Here is a 15,467-nt window from a genome sequence, read left to right on the forward strand (position 1 = left end):
CGGACTATCTGGCGTGGGTGGGCCAAAAAGCCCAGATCAGCAAAGCTGCCAAAGCCAGCCAGAGCGCCACGATAAAGAACATTCCCGTCCTGCTTTGCGGGCGTGTTTCGAGCGCGGCAGCCTGCGCTCGAAACTCATCCATCAGCGGCGGCGGAACAAGCCTTATGGCCAGGACTACGCCGAGCGGTACGATGATCAGGTCGTCAAGATAGCCGAGCACCGGAATGAAATCCGGGATCAGGTCGATTGGGGAAAGCGCATAGGCGGCCACCATCCCCGCCACGAGTTTCGCGGACCAGGGCACTCGAGGATCGCGTGCGGCGAACCACAGGGCGACGACATCAAGCTTGATGTCGCGCGCCCGGCTCTTTGCCGCTTCCAGCCATGCTTTCATAGGGTTACTTTAGCACAGATTGTCCGTCGGCGCCCGAGCGGCAGTTGCTGCTGGCAGGGTTCGATCAGGGTGAAGCCGTCAGCAACTGAAACGACTTTTTTCGAATCAGCTTGGCAAGCGTCAAGCAGCCGCCGCCGCAGTGAGGCCGAGCGACAGATCGGCCTTCAAATCCTCGACGTCCTCGAGCCCGATCTGCAAGCGGATGAGCGGGCCGTCATAAGGATTCTTGGCCACGACGCGGTCGCCGAGGAACACCGGCACGGCAAGGCTCTCATAGCCGCCCCAGGAATAACCAAGGCCGAATATCCTGAGCGCGTCGAGGAAGGCATGCTGCTGTTTCTGGCCGCCGCCCTTGAGCACGATCGAAAAAATGCCGCTCGAGCCGCAGAAGTCGCGCTTCCAGAGATCGTGATCGGGGTGGCTGGCAAGCGCTGGATGCAGCACGCGCGCCACGCCCGGCTGGCCCTCCAGCCAGCCGGCGATGGCCAGTGCGCTGCGCTGATGGTGGTCGAGGCGCACACCCATGGTGCGCAGGCCGCGCAGCACCTGATAGACATCGTCCGGCCCAGCGCAGCAGCCCATCGTGTAGAACGTCTCGCAAAGCTGTTTCCAGCAGGCCTTGTTGGCCGACGCGGTGCCGAGCAGCACATCGGAATGGCCAGCCGGGTATTTCGTCGCCGCATGAATCGAGATGTCGACGCCGTGGACGAGCGGGCGGAAGTAGAGCGGCGTCGCCCAGGTGTTATCCATCATGACGATCGCGCCTGCGGCGTGTGCCGCGCTGGCGATGGCCGGTATGTCCTGCACCTCGAACGTGTTGGAGGCCGGCGATTCGGTGAACACGACCCTGGTGTTGGGCTTGATCAGCGCCGCTATACCGGCACCGACATGCGGATCGTAGTACTCGACCTCGACGCCCAGCCGTTTCAGCATCGTGTCGGCGAAATTGCGGGTCGGGTGATAGACGGAATCGACGATCAGGACATGGTCGCCCGCCGACAGGAAGGCGAGCAGCGGCACCGTCACCGCCGCCAGGCCCGAGGGCACCAGGATCGTGCCGGCCGAGCCTTCGAGCGCGTCGATCGCACCGGCAAGCGCGTCGGTGGTCGGCGTGCCGCGCGTGCCGTAGGTGTATTTCTGGCTGCGTGCCGCCATCGTCGTCGCGTTGGGATAGAGCACGGTCGAGGCATGCACGACCGGCGGATTGACGAAGCCGAAATAGTCGTGCGGATTGTTGCCCGAATGGGCAAGCCGCGTGTTGATGCCCATTTCGTTGCCGTCTTTTGCCATTGCGCTTCGCCTCTGATGAAGCGCTAGCCATAGTGCGGCGGCATTGGCCGCGCAACCGTTCGCCATCCACCAGCCGGCGGACTTTGGATATGCCAATTCATCGCACGACAAGTCAGTCATGGGCCGTAAATCCGAGCGACCGGGTTTTGCCGGCGCAGCCCCGATTTTGCGTTGACCGGACTTTGCCGGCTTTGTTCGCACCGCTTGCTAATTTCCGGGCGCGTTTGTCTGCAATTCAGGCATTTGCGACAATTGGTTTCGAACTCATTCGGTTTCGGTCATTTTCCTTGACCTCACCGAAATAATCGCCTTCGATGCAGTTCGTGAATGGGAGGCAGTGCGTCGGTTGCGATGCAGGTTCCGGGAATGGGCCGGAACGGGAAGCTGCGTTCACACGGAAAAAAGTCAGGTTCGCCTGAAAAAAACAGAAAAGGGTCTGTGGGTTATGAAACACATTGCAATCGGCATTCTGGGCGCCGCCACGCTTGGATTGGTGGCTTCGGCCGCGTCGGCGGCCACGCTCGACGACGTCAAGGCCAAGGGCTTCATCCAATGCGGCGTCTCGACCGGTCTGGCCGGCTTCTCGGCGCCGGACGACAAGGGCGACTGGCAAGGCATCGATGCGGATTTCTGCCGCGCTGTCTCGGCCGCCGTGTTCGGCGATGGCACCAAGGTCAAGTTCACGCCGCTCAGCGCCAAGGAACGCTTCACCGCGCTGCAGTCGGGCGAAGTCGACATCCTGTCGCGCAACACCACCTGGACCATCAACCGCGATACGGCGCTTGGGCTGAACTTCGTCGGGGTCACCTACTATGACGGCCAGGGCTTCATGATCAACGCCAAGAAGCTGCCGGGCGTGAATTCCGCGCTGCAGCTTTCGGGCGCGGCGGTCTGCGTGCAGAGCGGCACCACGACCGAGCTCAACCTCGCCGACTACTTCAAATCGAACAAGATGGAGTACAACCCGGTCGTCTTCGAAAAGCTGGAAGAGGTCAACGCCGCCTATGACGCCGGCCGTTGCGACGTCTACACCACCGACCAGTCGGGCCTCTACGGCATCCGGCTGACGCTGGGCTCGCCCGCCGACCACGTCGTGCTTCCCGAGATCATCTCCAAGGAACCGCTCGGACCGGCGGTCCGGCAAGGCGACGACCAGTGGTACCACATCGTCAAGTGGACCTACTTCGCGCTGTTGCAGGCAGAGGAACTCGGCATCACCAAGGCCAATGTCGACGAGATGAAGACCTCGGAGAATCCCGAGATCAAGCGCGTGCTCGGCCAGGAGGCCGATACCAAGATCGGCACCGATCTCGGTGTCTCCAACGACTGGGTCGTCAACATCGTCAAGGCAATTGGCAATTACGGCGAAATGTTCGAACGCAATGTCGGTTCGGGCAGCCCGCTGAAGATCGCGCGCGGCATCAACGCGTTGTGGACCAAGGGCGGCCTACAATACGCTCCGCCGATCCGCTGATCGAAATGTGATCCGGAAGGCAGCTTTCCTGCCTTCCGGTTTCTCTTTCCAGGGGATGGTCGAATGGCATCGCAGGAAATTCTTCGCGAGGAGCCAAGCCGCGGCTCCTTCATCAATGATCCGAAGATCCGCGGCATATTCTTCCAGGCGGTGGTCGTCATCGTGCTGGTGGCGTTGGTCTGGTGGATCGCCCAAAACGTCATTGCCAATCTGACGCGCCTGCGCATCGCTTCCGGTTTTGGCTTCCTCAACAGCCGCGCCGGCTTCGACATCAGTGAGAGCGCGATCGCTTATTCGTCGGATTCGACCTATGGCCGCGCCATTCTGGTCGGCTTTCTCAACACAGTGATTGTTGCCGTCGCCGGCATCATCACCGCGACCCTCATCGGCTTTATCATCGGCATCGGCCGGCTTTCGCACAACTGGCTGATCAGGAAGATCTGCACGATCTATGTCGAGGTCTTCCGCAATATCCCGCCGCTGCTGGTCATCTTCTTCTGGTACTCCGGCGTGCTTGCCGTGCTGCCGCCGCCGCGCGAGAGCATCAATTTGCCGTTCAGTTCCTTTCTGAACCAACGCGGCTTTTATTTTCCGCGTGCCGTGTGGGGCGACGGCTCCTGGCTGATCCTGGTTGCTCTACTTCTCGGCATCGCCATGGCGTGGTTCGTCGCCCGCAAGGCGCGTCAGCGGCAGATGGCGACCGGCCAGCAATTCCCTGTGTTCTGGACATCGACGGCTTTGATCATCGGCTTGCCGTTGCTGGCCTACGCGCTGAGCGGTTTCCCGCTGAGCTTCGATTATCCAAAGCAATCGACGTTCAACCTGACTGGCGGCTTCCAGGTCAGGCCGGAGTTCCTGTCGCTCTATTTGGCGCTGTCATGCTATACGGCCGCCTTCATCGCCGAGATCGTGCGCGCCGGCATCAGGGGCGTCAACAAAGGCCAGACCGAGGCGGCCGCTGCGCTCGGGCTGCGGGCGGGACCGATCCTGCGGCTTGTCGTCATTCCGCAAGCCATGCGCATCGTCATTCCGCCGCTGACCAGCCAATATCTCAACCTGACCAAGAACTCCTCGCTGGCCATCGCCATCGGCTATCCGGACTTGACTGCAATCGCCGGAACGGTGCTGAACCAGACCGGCCAGGCCGTCGAGGGTGTGGTGATCATGATGGCCGTCTATCTCGCGCTAAGCTTGCTGACCTCGGCGATCATGAACGTGGTCAACGCCAGGATGGCGCTGGTGGAGAGGTAGGGTCATGCAGGAACACGATCTTTCTTTCGTTCGCGTCGAAATGGCGCTGGCACAGTCGGCGCCGCCAAGCGAGCGCGGACTGGGCGCCTGGATACGCAAAAACCTGATCGCGTCGACCGGTGACACGATCCTGACCATCATCGGCATCGTCCTGGTCGCGATGATTCTGCCGCAAGTGATCAACTGGGCCTTCATCAGTGCCCAGTGGACCGGCACGGACCGCACGGTCTGCGCCACCGTGGCGCAAGGCGGCATCCAGCCGGACGGCTGGTCCGGCGCCTGCTGGGCCTTCGTCAACGCCAAGTTCGGCCAGTTCATGTTCGGCCGTTATCCGATCGATGAGCGCTGGCGGCCGATCCTGGTCGCCATCCTGTTCGTGGCGCTTCTGGTGCCGCTGCTCATCCCGAAGGTGCCGCGCAAGGGGCTGAACGCCATTCTTCTCTTTGGGGCGCTGCCGGTCGTTGCCTTCATCCTGCTGGTCGGAGGCATGTTCGGCCTGCCACTTGTCGAAACCTCGCTGTGGGGCGGGCTGCTGGTGACGCTCAGCCTATCCTTCGTCGGCATTGCCGTGTCGCTGCCAGTCGGTATCGTGCTGGCGCTCGGCCGGCGCTCGAATATGCCGATCGTCAAGCTGCTGTGCATCATCTTCATCGAGACGGTGCGCGGCATTCCGCTGATCACCGTGCTGTTCTTTGCCAGCGTCATGCTGCCGCTGTTCCTGCCGGCCGGCGTCAGCTTCGACAAGTTTCTCAGGGCACTGATCGGCGTGTCGCTGTTTGCCGCTGCCTACATGGCCGAAGTGATACGCGGCGGCCTGCAGGCGATCCCCAAGGGCCAATATGAAGGCGCCGATTCGCTCGGCCTCGGCTACTGGCAGAAGATGGGCCTGATCGTGATGCCGCAGGCGCTGAAGCTGGTCATTCCCGGCATCGTCAACACCTTCATCGGCATGTTCAAGGACACCAGCCTGGTCATCGTCATCTCGATGTTCGACCTGCTCGGCGTCGTCAAACAGAATTTCTCCGACGCCAACTGGGCGACGGCGCAGACGGCCAGGTCCGGCCTGGTGTTCGCCGCCTTCGTTTTCTGGCTGTTTTGCTTCGGCATGTCGCGTTATTCGATGTTCACGGAACGCCGGCTTGATACCAGCTACAAACGCTAAGAACAAAAAAGGGAACCTTCCATGGCCACAGAAAATGCAGTCAGCGCGGAAGAGATCAAGGTCAATGCCGCCAAGATGCAGGTTTCCACCACCGATGTCGCCATCGACATCATCGCCATGCACAAATGGTACGGCGAATTCCACGTGCTGAAGGATATCAATCTGAAGGTAATGCGCGGCGAGCGCATCGTCATTTGCGGCCCTTCGGGCTCCGGCAAATCGACGATGATTCGCTGCATCAACCGGCTGGAAGAGCACCAGAAGGGCAAGATCATCGTCGATGGCAAGGAATTGACCAACGACCTCAAGAAGATCGACGAAGTTCGCCGCGAGGTCGGCATGGTTTTCCAGCACTTCAACCTGTTCCCGCATTTGACCATCCTGGAAAACTGCACGCTGGCGCCGATCTGGGTCCGCAAGACGCCGAAGAAGCAGGCCGAGGAAATCGCCATGCACTTCCTCACGCGCGTCAAGATCCCGGAACAGGCCAACAAATATCCCGGCCAGCTTTCCGGCGGCCAGCAGCAGCGCGTCGCCATCGCCCGCTCGTTATGCATGAACCCGCGCATCATGCTGTTCGACGAGCCGACCTCGGCGCTCGATCCCGAAATGATCAAGGAAGTGCTGGAGACAATGGTCGGCCTCGCCGAAGAGGGCATGACCATGCTCTGCGTCACCCACGAGATGGGCTTTGCCCGCAAGGTCGCCAATCGGGTGATCTTCATGGATCAGGGCCAGATCGTCGAGCAGAACACACCGGCCGAGTTCTTCGACAATCCGCGCCACGAGCGCACAAAACTGTTCCTGTCGCAGATCCTGCACTGATCGCTCTCACGCGAATCAAAAGAGCCCGGCCGAAACCCCGCCGGGCTCTTTTTTTTGGGTCCGAGCTGTCACCGCCTATCGCGCCCCGGTTGCAAGGCCGCCCCTCATGGAAAGTCGTCCCTCATGAAAAAGCTTGGGCGTTTTCTCGCCATTCTGGTGGTGGCAATCGTGCTTGCCGTGGTTCTGGGCACATTCATTCCACGACCGCTCTTGCCGGCGGCCGCCGCCGATCCCGTCGCCACCAGGCACATCCTGGTGCTGAAAAATCCGATCCACACCGATATCGCTGTCCCGGTCGACGACGAAGTGCGCAAGCGCTTCCATTTCCTGGTCGATGACGGCATTCCGGCCGACATGACTGGGCTCCGCTACATTGTCTTCGGCTGGGGCAGCCGCGCCTTCTATCTGGAAACGCCGACCTGGTCGGAACTGAAGGCGGTGCCGGTGATGAAGGCGCTGACACTGGACGCATCGGTGATGCATGTCGATGTCGCCGGAAACATTGTCGAGCCGCACCCCGACGTCGCCGGCTTCGACATCAGAGAGGAGCGTTTTGCAGCGCTGCTCGACTTCATCGCCGCGAGTTTCCAGCGAGGGCCGAACGGAGCGATCCTGATCGAGAATGCCGCCTATTCCAGGTTCGACCGCTTCTACGAAGCCAACGGCCATTTCAACGCGCTGGTTGGCTGCAACACCTGGACGGCGGCGGCTCTGCGTATCGCCGGCCTGCGGACAGGCTGGTGGAATCCGCTGCCGGCCTCGCTCCACCTGTCGATGCGGATTTATAATTGATGCTTGGCACTAGTGTCCGACGGTTTCCGGCACCTGCCAGCCATAAAGCCAATCGAGATCGGCGGCGAGCCTTTCCGGAGAGCGCAGCTTCAGGAACAGGTTGCGCGCGACCGCCACCGGCCCGGAAGCGTGCCAGGCGAGACGGTTGACGGCACCGCGGCGGGCGACCTTGCCGATGCGCGGGCGCCGCACCTTTTCCCAGGCGGTAAGGGCGCTCCAGGGGTCGGCAGGCGAGGCGGCGACAAAACCGGCAAGGGTTGCGGCATCCTCGATCGCCATCGCCGCGCCTTGCGCCGCAAACGGCGTCATCGCATGCGCCGCGTCGCCGATCAGCGCGATGCCGGCGGGCGTTGTCCAAGGCTGTGCCGGGTCGACCGTATGGATCGGCCATGCGGTCCATGGGCCGGCATCCTCGGCAAGCCGGGCCAGTGCTGCCGCCGTGCCACGCATGGCGCCGACGAGGATGTTGGGGTCGGCGTGGCCCGACCAGCCCTCGGCGATGATCTCGCCCGTGGTGAAGGCGGCCAGGTTGAACGCCGTGCCGTTGCTGACCGGATAGGCGACGAGGTGAAAACCGGGATGCAGGAAGGCGGTCACGCAATTGGCGGCGCCGACCGCCGCAAGCGCTTCTCCCGCGACACTGTCTGCACTGATCGTAGCGCGCCAGGCAAGCTCGCCCGAAAACCGGCTTTTGGCCGCAAACCCGCCAAAAGCACGGATGGCCGACCAAACGCCGTCGGCGCCGATCAGCAGAAAGCCGTCGGCTTCGACCGCCTTGCCGGCAATCTCGACTGTTGCCGTGGTATGGCGCGGTCCTGCGGCGACGCCGCCGACGCGCGCGCCGGTGACGAGACTGATGTCCGGCTGTTCGGCAAGGCGCGCCATCAGCGCGTCTTGCAGATCGGCCCGATGAGCGACGAGATAGGGCGCGTGCCAGCGCCTTTCGGCTGCTTCGCCAAGCGGCACCCGCGCCAGCTCGCGCAGTGTGGCGGCGTCCTTGAGCACGACCGCCTCCGGCCGCACCGCCGCCGGCAAGAGCCGGTCGAGCACGCGGAGCTGGCGAAGGATGCGCGTTGCGTTGGGTGAGAGCTGGATGCCGGCGCCGGCCGCTTCGAGGCGCGGCGCCTGTTCGAACAGCCGCACCAGATAGCCGCGCTCGGAAAATGCCAGCGCCGCAGTCAGTCCGGCGACGCCGGCGCCGGCGATAACGACCTGCCGGGACCGGGTGTCGTCCATGGGGATGACGTGCGCGTCAGGCGGCCTGGTCGATATAGAGGCATCCCGCAGGCTGCGTTTCCGTCGCCTTCAGCTTTGGCGAATAGCGAAAAAGCGTCGAGCAATAGGGGCAGACCTTTTCATTGTCGTCGCCCATGTCGAGAAACACATGCGGATGGTCGAAAGGCGGGTTGGCGCCGGTGCACATGAATTCCTTGACGCCGATGTCGATCGCCGCATAGCCCGCATCGTTCTGGAAATGGGGAATGGAACCGCTTGCCATCGTCGTCTCCTGCATTTGCCGCATGACCCCGGATCATGCGCGCAATCAAAATTCCACCGCGCCCTTTGCGCGTCCAAGGGCGCGCCGCGCTGTAGCCTGGATTGCATCTGGATCATAAGCTGTCTCTTTGCAAGATCGATGAAATCAAACTGTCGTAAAAGCCTGTCACAGGATAAGCTAAGCCGGTTAAGGCATGGTCCGAAAACCGAATTCGGTTTCGCTGGGGATCATGCGTAGCTAAGAGTGATAGAGCGTCCTTTGCGCGTCCGCAAAGACGCGCGACGCTGTGGCCAGCGGGTGCGAAACGAGCAGGAACCATGAACGAACTAAAGCCGGTGCAGAGCGAATTCACCACTGTCGAGGTGGCGAGCCCCGAGGGCGGCAACCCGGACCGTTTCGTCAACCGCGAGTTTTCCTGGCTGCAATTCAACCGCCGCGTCCTCGAGGAATCGCTTAACGCCAATCATCCGCTGCTCGAACGTGTCCGCTTCCTGTCGATTTCGGCCGCCAATCTCGACGAGTTCTTCATGGTCCGTGTCGCCGGTCTCGCCGGCCAGGTTCGTGAAGGCATCAAGCTGAAGAGCCCGGACGGCCGCACCCCCGAACAACAGCTGGAACAATTGCTGCGCGAGGTCGAGCGCCTGCAGGAAGACCAGCAGAAAAGCCTTTCCGCGCTGATGCTGCTGCTCGACAAGGAAGGAATCGAGAGCATCAGCCGCGATGGGCTGACCAAGGACGAGAAAACCTGGCTCGAGGATCATTTCCAGGAGCAGGTATTTCCGGTGCTCACACCGCTGTCAATCGACCCGGCGCATCCATTCCCGTTCATTCCCAATCTCGGCTTCTCGATGGCCCTGCAATTGCGCCATCGCAGGAATGGCGAGGAGATGAGCGCGCTGTTGCGTCTGCCGGTGGCGCTGAAGCGCTTCATCCGCTTGCCCGACCGCAAGCATCATGTCCGCTTCATTACGCTGGAAGAAGCGGTCGGCCTCTATATCGGCAAGCTGTTCCCCGGCTACGAAGTCAAGGGCTCCGGCACGTTCCGCATCATCCGCGACAGTGACATCGAGGTCGAGGAGGAGTCGGAGGATCTCGTGCGCCTGTTCGAGACGGCGCTGAAGCGCCGCCGCCGCGGCTCGGTCATCCGCATCGAATTCGACAAGCTGATGCCGGCCGAACTGCGCGAGTTCGTCGCCGGCGAGCTTGGCGTCTCGTCGAGCCGCATCAGCGTGCTCACCGGCCCGCTGGCGCTCAGCCAGATTTCCGAGATCGTCGCCATCGCCCGCGACGATCTCAAATTCACGCCCTATAATCCGCGCTTTCCCGAGCGCATCCGCGAGCACGGCGGCGACTGTTTCGCTGCCATCCGCGAGAAGGACATCATCGTTCATCACCCCTACGAATCGTTCGACGTGGTGGTGCAGTTCCTGCGCCAGGCGATGGCCGACCCGGAAGTCGTGGCAATCAAGCAGACGCTCTATCGCACCTCGAACGACAGCCCGATCGTGCGCGCCTTGGTCGACGCGGCGGAGGCTGGCAAGTCGGTGACGGCGCTGGTCGAGCTCAAGGCGCGTTTCGACGAGGAAGCCAACATCCGCTGGGCGCGCGACCTCGAGCGCGCCGGCGTTCAGGTCGTGTTCGGCTTCCTCGAACTGAAGACCCATGCGAAAATGTCGCTGGTGGTGCGGCGCGAGGACGGCAAGCTACGCAATTACGTGCATCTCGGCACCGGCAACTACCACCCGGTCACCGCGCGCATCTACACCGACCTGTCCTTCTTCACCACCGCTTCGACGATCGCCCGCGATGTCGCCCAGCTGTTCAATTTCATCACCGGCTACGCCGAGCCGACCGAGGAGATGCGGCTGGCCATCTCGCCGTTCACGCTGCGCAAGCGCATCCTCAAGCACATTTCGGAGGAGATTGCCCATGCGCTGGAGGGCAGGCCGGCCCGCATCTGGATGAAGATGAATTCGCTGGTCGACCCGATCATCATCGACGCGCTTTATGACGCCAGCCGCGCCGGCGTCGAGATCGATCTCGTCGTGCGCGGCATCTGCTGCCTGAGGCCCCAGGTGCCGGGCCTGTCGGAAAACATAAGGGTCAAGTCGATCGTCGGCCGCTTCCTCGAACACAGCCGCATCTATTGTTTCGGCAACGGCCATGGACTGCCCTCGGACGGGGCGGTCGTCTACATCTCGTCGGCCGATTTGATGCCGCGCAATCTCGACCGCCGCGTCGAAACCATGGTGCCGATCACCAATCCAACGGTGCATGAACAAGTCCTCGGCCAGATCATGCTGGGCAACATCATGGACAACCAGCAAAGTTTCGACGTATTGGCTGACGGAACCTCCCGGCGCGCCACGCTTGAGGAGGGCGAGGAACCGTTCAACGCGCAGGAATATTTCATGACCAATCCGAGCCTTTCCGGACGCGGCGATGCGCTGAAATCGCATGCGCCCAAGCGCATCGCGCAGTTCAAGCGCCGCAAGAAAAACGCCGCAGCGACCGGCTGATGATTTCAACGTCCCAGGGCCGGCTTCAGGACCGCCGACCGCTGTCCATCATCGACATCGGGTCGAACTCGATCCGTCTTGTCGTCTATGAGGGGCTGGCGCGCTCGCCGACCATGCTGTTCAACGAAAAGATGCTGGCCGGCCTCGGTCGCGGCATCGTCTCGACCGGAAAGCTCGATCCCGAGGCGGTGACCCGCTCGATGGAGGAGTTTCGGCGTTTCCGCGCGCTGTCCGAGCAGGTCGGCGCCGAGCGTATGTATGTACTGGCGACCGCCGCCGCCCGCGAGGCGGTCAACGGCCCCGATTTCATCCACCGCGCCGAAGACGTACTCAAGACCGAGGTCCAGGTGCTGAGCGGGCGCCAGGAAGCCCACTATTCCGCGCTTGGCGTCATTTCCGGCTTCCACCCGGCCAACGGCATCGCCGGCGACCTCGGCGGCGGCAGCCTCGAACTGGTCGACGTCGATGGCGAGGCAATCGGCGACGGCATCACGCTGCCGTTGGGCGGCCTGCGTCTACAGGATATGGCCAAGAACTCACTGGCCCAGGCGGCAAAGATAGCGCGCGACGAGCTCGCGAAGGCAAAGCTGCTGAAAGGCGGGCAGGGCAGGCCGTTCTATGCGGTTGGCGGCACCTGGCGAAACCTCGCCCGGCTGTACATGGAAATGACCACCTATCCGCTGAGCGTCATGCACCATTACGAGATCGGCATCGACAGCGCTACGAACTTCCTCAAGCAGGTTGCCAAGGGCGAGATCGAGAAGATAAGGGGTATCGAGGGCGTCTCAAAGAACCGCCGCTCGCTGCTGCCTTATGGCGCCACCGTGCTGCAGGAGATCATGGCGGCGATGCAGCCGTCCAAGATCATTGTTTCGGCGCTGGGCGTGCGCGAGGGCTTTCTCTATTCGCTGCTCGACAAAGCCGAGCAGATGGCCGATCCGCTGATCTCGGCCTCGGAGGAACTCGCCCGGCTGCGTTCGCGCTCGGTCACCCACGCGCATGAGCTTGTCGAGTGGACGGGCAAGACCTTCGCCGCCTTCGGCATCGAGGAGACCGTCGACGAGGCGCGTTACCGCCAGGCCGCCTGTCTGCTTGCCGACATCGGCTGGCGCGCACATCCCGAATATCGCGGCAAGCAATCGCTCAACATCATTGCCCACGCCTCCTTCATCGGCGTCGACCATCCCGGCCGCGCCTTCCTGGCGCTGGCCAACGCCTACCGTCATGAGGGCATCTTCAACGAATCGATCGCGCCGGAAATCAAGGCACTGGCGACGCCACGCTATATCGAACGCGCCCGCGTGCTGGCCGCCGTGATGCGCGTCGTTTACCTGCTGACGGCAGCGATGCCAGGCGTCATGCCGCGGTTGAAATGGGAGAGCCGTGGCAATGGCGTGCTTGCGCTGGTACTGCCGGCGTCGCTGGCCGATCTTTACGGCGAGCGGCCGGCCGGGCGACTGGCACAGCTGGCAAGGGTCACCAACCGCCGGCTGGTACTGGCGGTCGAGGGCGGCCCCAATATGCCAGCCAAGTAATCTGGCTCAGGCAAACAGCTTGTGCCGGTCAAGTCGTTTCAGGACCGATCCGAAGTATCCGCCCATCAAACGAATAGGCACCTGCGCCAGCCATCGCCAGCGCCAGAAAACCGCCTGATAGGGCGATGTCCTTCATCAGCATCTGCGAATGCATGAAGGTCAGCGTCGGATCGTCGCCGCCCTGGCCATAATGGCCGATGAAGCCTGCCGCGATGCAGAAGGCGGCAAGCAGAAGCGCCACGACAGGTGTCTTGAGGCCGACGAGGATGAGCAGCCCGGCGATCAGCTCGAACAGGCCCGTACCCCAGGCAGCAAGCGTCGGCAGCGGCAAGCCGAGGCCGGCGAAATAGCCCGATGTGCCGGCGATGTCGCTAAGCGCGTGAAAGCCGGACGGAACGAATAGCGCGGCGAGCAGCAGTCGGGAAAGCAGTAGCAGCGCATTGCGGGGCATTGGTCACCTCCGAGGTCGGCCAGGCCGGTTGTCTCGCCCCGACGTCTCGATCTTAGCAGAAATTCGAGCCAAGCCACTCGGCCCGGCCAAATCGAAGGTCGTTAGATCGACAACGAAAAAGGGGCGCGAAAAATTCCGCGCCCCTTGCTGCAATAGCTACTAGCTTGCGTCAGCCGCGCCTTGCGTCGACCGAATAGGCGCCGGCGCCTGAGGAAGCCAGCACGAGGAAGCCGCCAGCAATCGCCAGATTCTTCATGAAGCTGATCATCTGCATCTGATCGGCCCAGCCGGTGTGGGCGACCAGTCCCGTGGCGACGGTGAAGATTGCCAGCACCCAGGCGGTGATCCGGGTCTGAAAGCCGATGAGGATGGCGAGACCGCCGAGCAGCTCGATCAGGCCGACGACAATCGCCGTTACGGTCGGCATCGGCAGGCCCATGCTGCCGAAGTAACCGGCGGTGCCGGCGATCGCAGTGAGCTTGCCGAAACCGGAAAGCACGAAAATGGCTGAAAGCAGAACGCGGCCAAGCAGGATGGTGGCCGAGGCGTTGGAAACGGTGCCGGAACCGGCAACGGATGTATTGGTAGACATGATGGGCTCTCTCCGGAAGGGTTGCGTTGCCCATCCACATAGAGCAGGGCGACTGTTCACCAAAGATGCAGAGTTGGTTACAGATTGTTCACAGCAGTAACGTTTTTGCGATCAGCTCAAAATCATCCGGGGTGCGTCATGTCCTCCGGCCGCACCAGGCGGTCGTAGTCGGCTTCGCTGACCAGCCCGGTGGCCAGCGCTTCCTCGCGCAAGGTCGTACCGTTCTTATGCGCGGTCTTGGCGATCTTGGCGGCGTTGTCGTAGCCGATGGTCGGCGCCAATGCTGTCACCAGCATCAGCGAACGGTCGAGTGCGGCCTTGATGTTCTCTTCCCGCGCCTCGATGCCGACGACACAATTGTCGGTGAAGGAGATGGAGGCGTCGGCGAGCAGCTGCACCGATTGCAGGAAATTATAGGCCATCAGCGGGTTATAGACGTTGAGCTCGAAATGGCCCTGGCTGCCGGCGAAGGTCACAGCCGCATTGTTGCCGAACACCTGGATGCAGACCTGCGTCAATGCCTCGCACTGGGTGGGGTTGACCTTGCCCGGCATGATCGATGAACCCGGCTCGTTTTCCGGCAGCGACAGTTCGCCGAGGCCGGAGCGCGGGCCGGAGCCGAGCAGACGAATGTCGTTGGCAATCTTGAACAGGGCGCCGGCGCAGGCGTTGATGGCGCCATGCGAAAACACCATGGAATCGTGCGCGGCCAGCGCCTCGAACTTGTTCGGCGCGGTGACGAAGGCGATGCCGGTGATGTCAGCGATTCGCGCCGCCACCTTCTCGGCAAAGCCGATCGGCGCGTTGAGGCCGGTGCCGACGGCCGTGCCGCCTTGCGCCAGTTCCTGCAGGCCGGGCAGCGTCATCTCGATGCGTTTGATCGACGAGGCGACCTGCGCGGCATAGCCTGAGAATTCCTGGCCAAGGGTGAGGGGCGTCGCGTCCTGCGTATGCGTGCGGCCGATCTTGATGATGTGGGCGAAAGCTTTGGTCTTGGCTTCGAGCGCCGCATGCAAATGCTTCAGCGCCGGCAGCAGGTCGTGCACGATGCGCTCCGCGCAGGCGATGTGCATGGCCGTCGGATAGGTATCGTTCGACGACTGGCTCATATTGACGTGGTCGTTGGGGTGCACCGGTTTCTTGGACCCCATGACGCCGCCCAGCAGTTCGATCGCCCGATTGGAGATCACCTCGTTTGCGTTCATGTTGGATTGCGTGCCCGAGCCGGTCTGCCAGACGACCAGCGGAAAATGATCGTTGAGCTTGCCGTCGATAACTTCTTGGGAGGCTTCGATGATCGCCTTGCCGATAGCCAGGTCGAGCCGCTTCAGCTCCATATTGGTTTCGGCCGCCGCCCGCTTGACGATGCCGAGGGCGCGAACGATCGACGCCGGCTGCTTTTCCCAGCCGATCTTGAAATTGCCCAGCGAACGCTGCGCCTGCGCGCCCCAATAACGGTCGGCGGCGACTTCGATGGGACCGAACGTGTCGGTTTCGGTTCTGGTCTCTGGCGCGCCCACTTGTGTCTCCGGTCTGTCGAATTCGGCACCGGCGTATCGCGTTGTAGAAATGGCTTCAAGCGGAGATTGCGAGCCGCAAAGATGCAAATCGGTTGAAGGAGCGGGGGCTCTTCCTTCTCCCCTTGTGGGAGAAGGTGGATCGGCGCGTAGCGCCGAGCCGGATG

Annotated in this window: 14 protein-coding genes; 7 read left to right on the forward strand and 7 right to left on the reverse strand. The window is 62.4% G+C overall.

Annotated features, from left to right (window positions below):
- Positions 1-4: 4 nt before the first annotated feature.
- Together EN807_RS20670 and EN807_RS20675 are read right to left on the reverse strand one after the other, a co-directional pair.
- Positions 5-394 carry a YkvA family protein gene (locus EN807_RS20670; protein ID WP_127316482.1) on the reverse strand — a complete coding sequence of 130 codons (390 nt, stop codon included), beginning with the start codon at positions 392-394 and terminating at the stop codon, positions 5-7.
- 120 nt (positions 395-514) lie between these two features.
- Positions 515-1,684, reverse strand: coding sequence for a cystathionine beta-lyase (locus EN807_RS20675; RefSeq protein ID WP_135936446.1), 1,170 nt, complete (start codon positions 1,682-1,684; stop codon positions 515-517).
- A gap of 445 nt (positions 1,685-2,129) precedes the next feature.
- Between EN807_RS20675 and EN807_RS20680 the strand changes: the two genes are divergently transcribed.
- The 5 genes from EN807_RS20680 (at position 2,130) to EN807_RS20700 (ending at position 7,188) form a co-directional block, all read left to right on the forward strand.
- Complete coding sequence (locus EN807_RS20680) at positions 2,130-3,158, forward strand: amino acid ABC transporter substrate-binding protein (RefSeq protein ID WP_135936447.1); 1,029 nt, start codon at positions 2,130-2,132, stop codon at positions 3,156-3,158.
- Between the two features lie 63 nt (positions 3,159-3,221).
- Positions 3,222-4,409, forward strand: a complete 1,188-nt coding sequence (locus EN807_RS20685; RefSeq protein ID WP_127316477.1) for an amino acid ABC transporter permease — start codon at positions 3,222-3,224, stop codon at positions 4,407-4,409.
- 4 nt (positions 4,410-4,413) lie between these two features.
- Entirely contained in the window at positions 4,414-5,571 is a 1,158-nt protein-coding gene (locus EN807_RS20690; RefSeq protein WP_127316476.1) for an amino acid ABC transporter permease, read from the forward strand.
- A gap of 21 nt (positions 5,572-5,592) precedes the next feature.
- A complete protein-coding gene (locus EN807_RS20695) occupies positions 5,593-6,396 on the forward strand; it encodes an amino acid ABC transporter ATP-binding protein (protein WP_065008990.1) in 804 nt (267 codons plus the stop codon).
- 123 nt (positions 6,397-6,519) lie between these two features.
- Entirely contained in the window at positions 6,520-7,188 is a 669-nt protein-coding gene (locus EN807_RS20700) for a TIGR02117 family protein (protein ID WP_135936448.1), read from the forward strand.
- 9 nt (positions 7,189-7,197) lie between these two features.
- Here EN807_RS20700 and EN807_RS20705 read toward each other — a convergent pair whose 3' ends face one another.
- Positions 7,198-8,424, reverse strand: coding sequence for an FAD-dependent monooxygenase (locus EN807_RS20705; RefSeq protein WP_135936449.1), 1,227 nt, complete (start codon positions 8,422-8,424; stop codon positions 7,198-7,200).
- A 16-nt stretch (positions 8,425-8,440) separates the two neighbouring features.
- The gene (locus EN807_RS20710; RefSeq protein WP_127316473.1) at positions 8,441-8,686 is read right to left on the reverse strand and encodes a zinc-finger domain-containing protein; all 246 of its coding nucleotides are present in this window, start codon (positions 8,684-8,686) and stop codon (positions 8,441-8,443) included.
- Positions 8,687-9,003: 317 nt separating this feature from the next.
- Here EN807_RS20710 and EN807_RS20715 point away from each other — a divergent pair, with 317 nt between their 5' ends.
- Both EN807_RS20715 and ppx read left to right on the forward strand, forming a co-directional pair.
- The gene (locus EN807_RS20715; protein ID WP_135936450.1) at positions 9,004-11,205 is read left to right on the forward strand and encodes an RNA degradosome polyphosphate kinase; all 2,202 of its coding nucleotides are present in this window, start codon (positions 9,004-9,006) and stop codon (positions 11,203-11,205) included.
- On the forward strand, positions 11,205-12,740 hold the full coding sequence (ppx, locus tag EN807_RS20720) for an exopolyphosphatase (RefSeq protein ID WP_127316471.1): 1,536 nt from the start codon (positions 11,205-11,207) through the stop codon (positions 12,738-12,740). Before EN807_RS20715 ends, ppx begins: the two co-directional genes overlap by 1 nt.
- A gap of 28 nt (positions 12,741-12,768) precedes the next feature.
- Here the strand turns inward: ppx and EN807_RS20725 are convergent, their stop codons facing one another.
- The 3 genes from EN807_RS20725 to fumC form a co-directional block, all read right to left on the reverse strand.
- On the reverse strand, positions 12,769-13,191 hold the full coding sequence (locus EN807_RS20725) for a DoxX family protein (RefSeq protein ID WP_135936451.1): 423 nt from the start codon (positions 13,189-13,191) through the stop codon (positions 12,769-12,771).
- 169 nt (positions 13,192-13,360) lie between these two features.
- A complete protein-coding gene (locus EN807_RS20730; RefSeq protein WP_135936452.1) occupies positions 13,361-13,783 on the reverse strand; it encodes a DoxX family protein in 423 nt (140 codons plus the stop codon).
- 122 nt (positions 13,784-13,905) lie between these two features.
- Positions 13,906-15,303, reverse strand: coding sequence for a class II fumarate hydratase (gene fumC, locus EN807_RS20735; protein WP_135936453.1), 1,398 nt, complete (start codon positions 15,301-15,303; stop codon positions 13,906-13,908).
- Positions 15,304-15,467 lie beyond the last annotated feature (164 nt).

This window comes from Mesorhizobium sp. M5C.F.Ca.ET.164.01.1.1, from assembly GCF_004792125.1.
GTDB classification, from domain to species: Bacteria; Pseudomonadota; Alphaproteobacteria; order Rhizobiales; family Rhizobiaceae; genus Mesorhizobium; species Mesorhizobium wenxiniae.

Coding starts and splice junctions, on each gene's coding strand:
- EN807_RS20715 (WP_135936450.1), top strand. CDS start 9,004: ATGAACGAACTAAAGCCGGTGCAGAGCGAATTCACCACTGTCGAGGTG.
- EN807_RS20670 (WP_127316482.1), bottom strand. CDS start 394: ATGAAAGCATGGCTGGAAGCGGCAAAGAGCCGGGCGCGCGACATCAAG.
- EN807_RS20680 (WP_135936447.1), top strand. CDS start 2,130: ATGAAACACATTGCAATCGGCATTCTGGGCGCCGCCACGCTTGGATTG.
- EN807_RS20705 (WP_135936449.1), bottom strand. CDS start 8,424: ATGGACGACACCCGGTCCCGGCAGGTCGTTATCGCCGGCGCCGGCGTC.
- EN807_RS20690 (WP_127316476.1), top strand. CDS start 4,414: ATGCAGGAACACGATCTTTCTTTCGTTCGCGTCGAAATGGCGCTGGCA.
- EN807_RS20700 (WP_135936448.1), top strand. CDS start 6,520: ATGAAAAAGCTTGGGCGTTTTCTCGCCATTCTGGTGGTGGCAATCGTG.
- EN807_RS20695 (WP_065008990.1), top strand. CDS start 5,593: ATGGCCACAGAAAATGCAGTCAGCGCGGAAGAGATCAAGGTCAATGCC.
- EN807_RS20725 (WP_135936451.1), bottom strand. CDS start 13,191: ATGCCCCGCAATGCGCTGCTACTGCTTTCCCGACTGCTGCTCGCCGCG.
- EN807_RS20710 (WP_127316473.1), bottom strand. CDS start 8,686: ATGGCAAGCGGTTCCATTCCCCATTTCCAGAACGATGCGGGCTATGCG.
- EN807_RS20675 (WP_135936446.1), bottom strand. CDS start 1,684: ATGGCAAAAGACGGCAACGAAATGGGCATCAACACGCGGCTTGCCCAT.
- EN807_RS20685 (WP_127316477.1), top strand. CDS start 3,222: ATGGCATCGCAGGAAATTCTTCGCGAGGAGCCAAGCCGCGGCTCCTTC.
- EN807_RS20730 (WP_135936452.1), bottom strand. CDS start 13,783: ATGTCTACCAATACATCCGTTGCCGGTTCCGGCACCGTTTCCAACGCC.
- ppx (WP_127316471.1), top strand. CDS start 11,205: ATGATTTCAACGTCCCAGGGCCGGCTTCAGGACCGCCGACCGCTGTCC.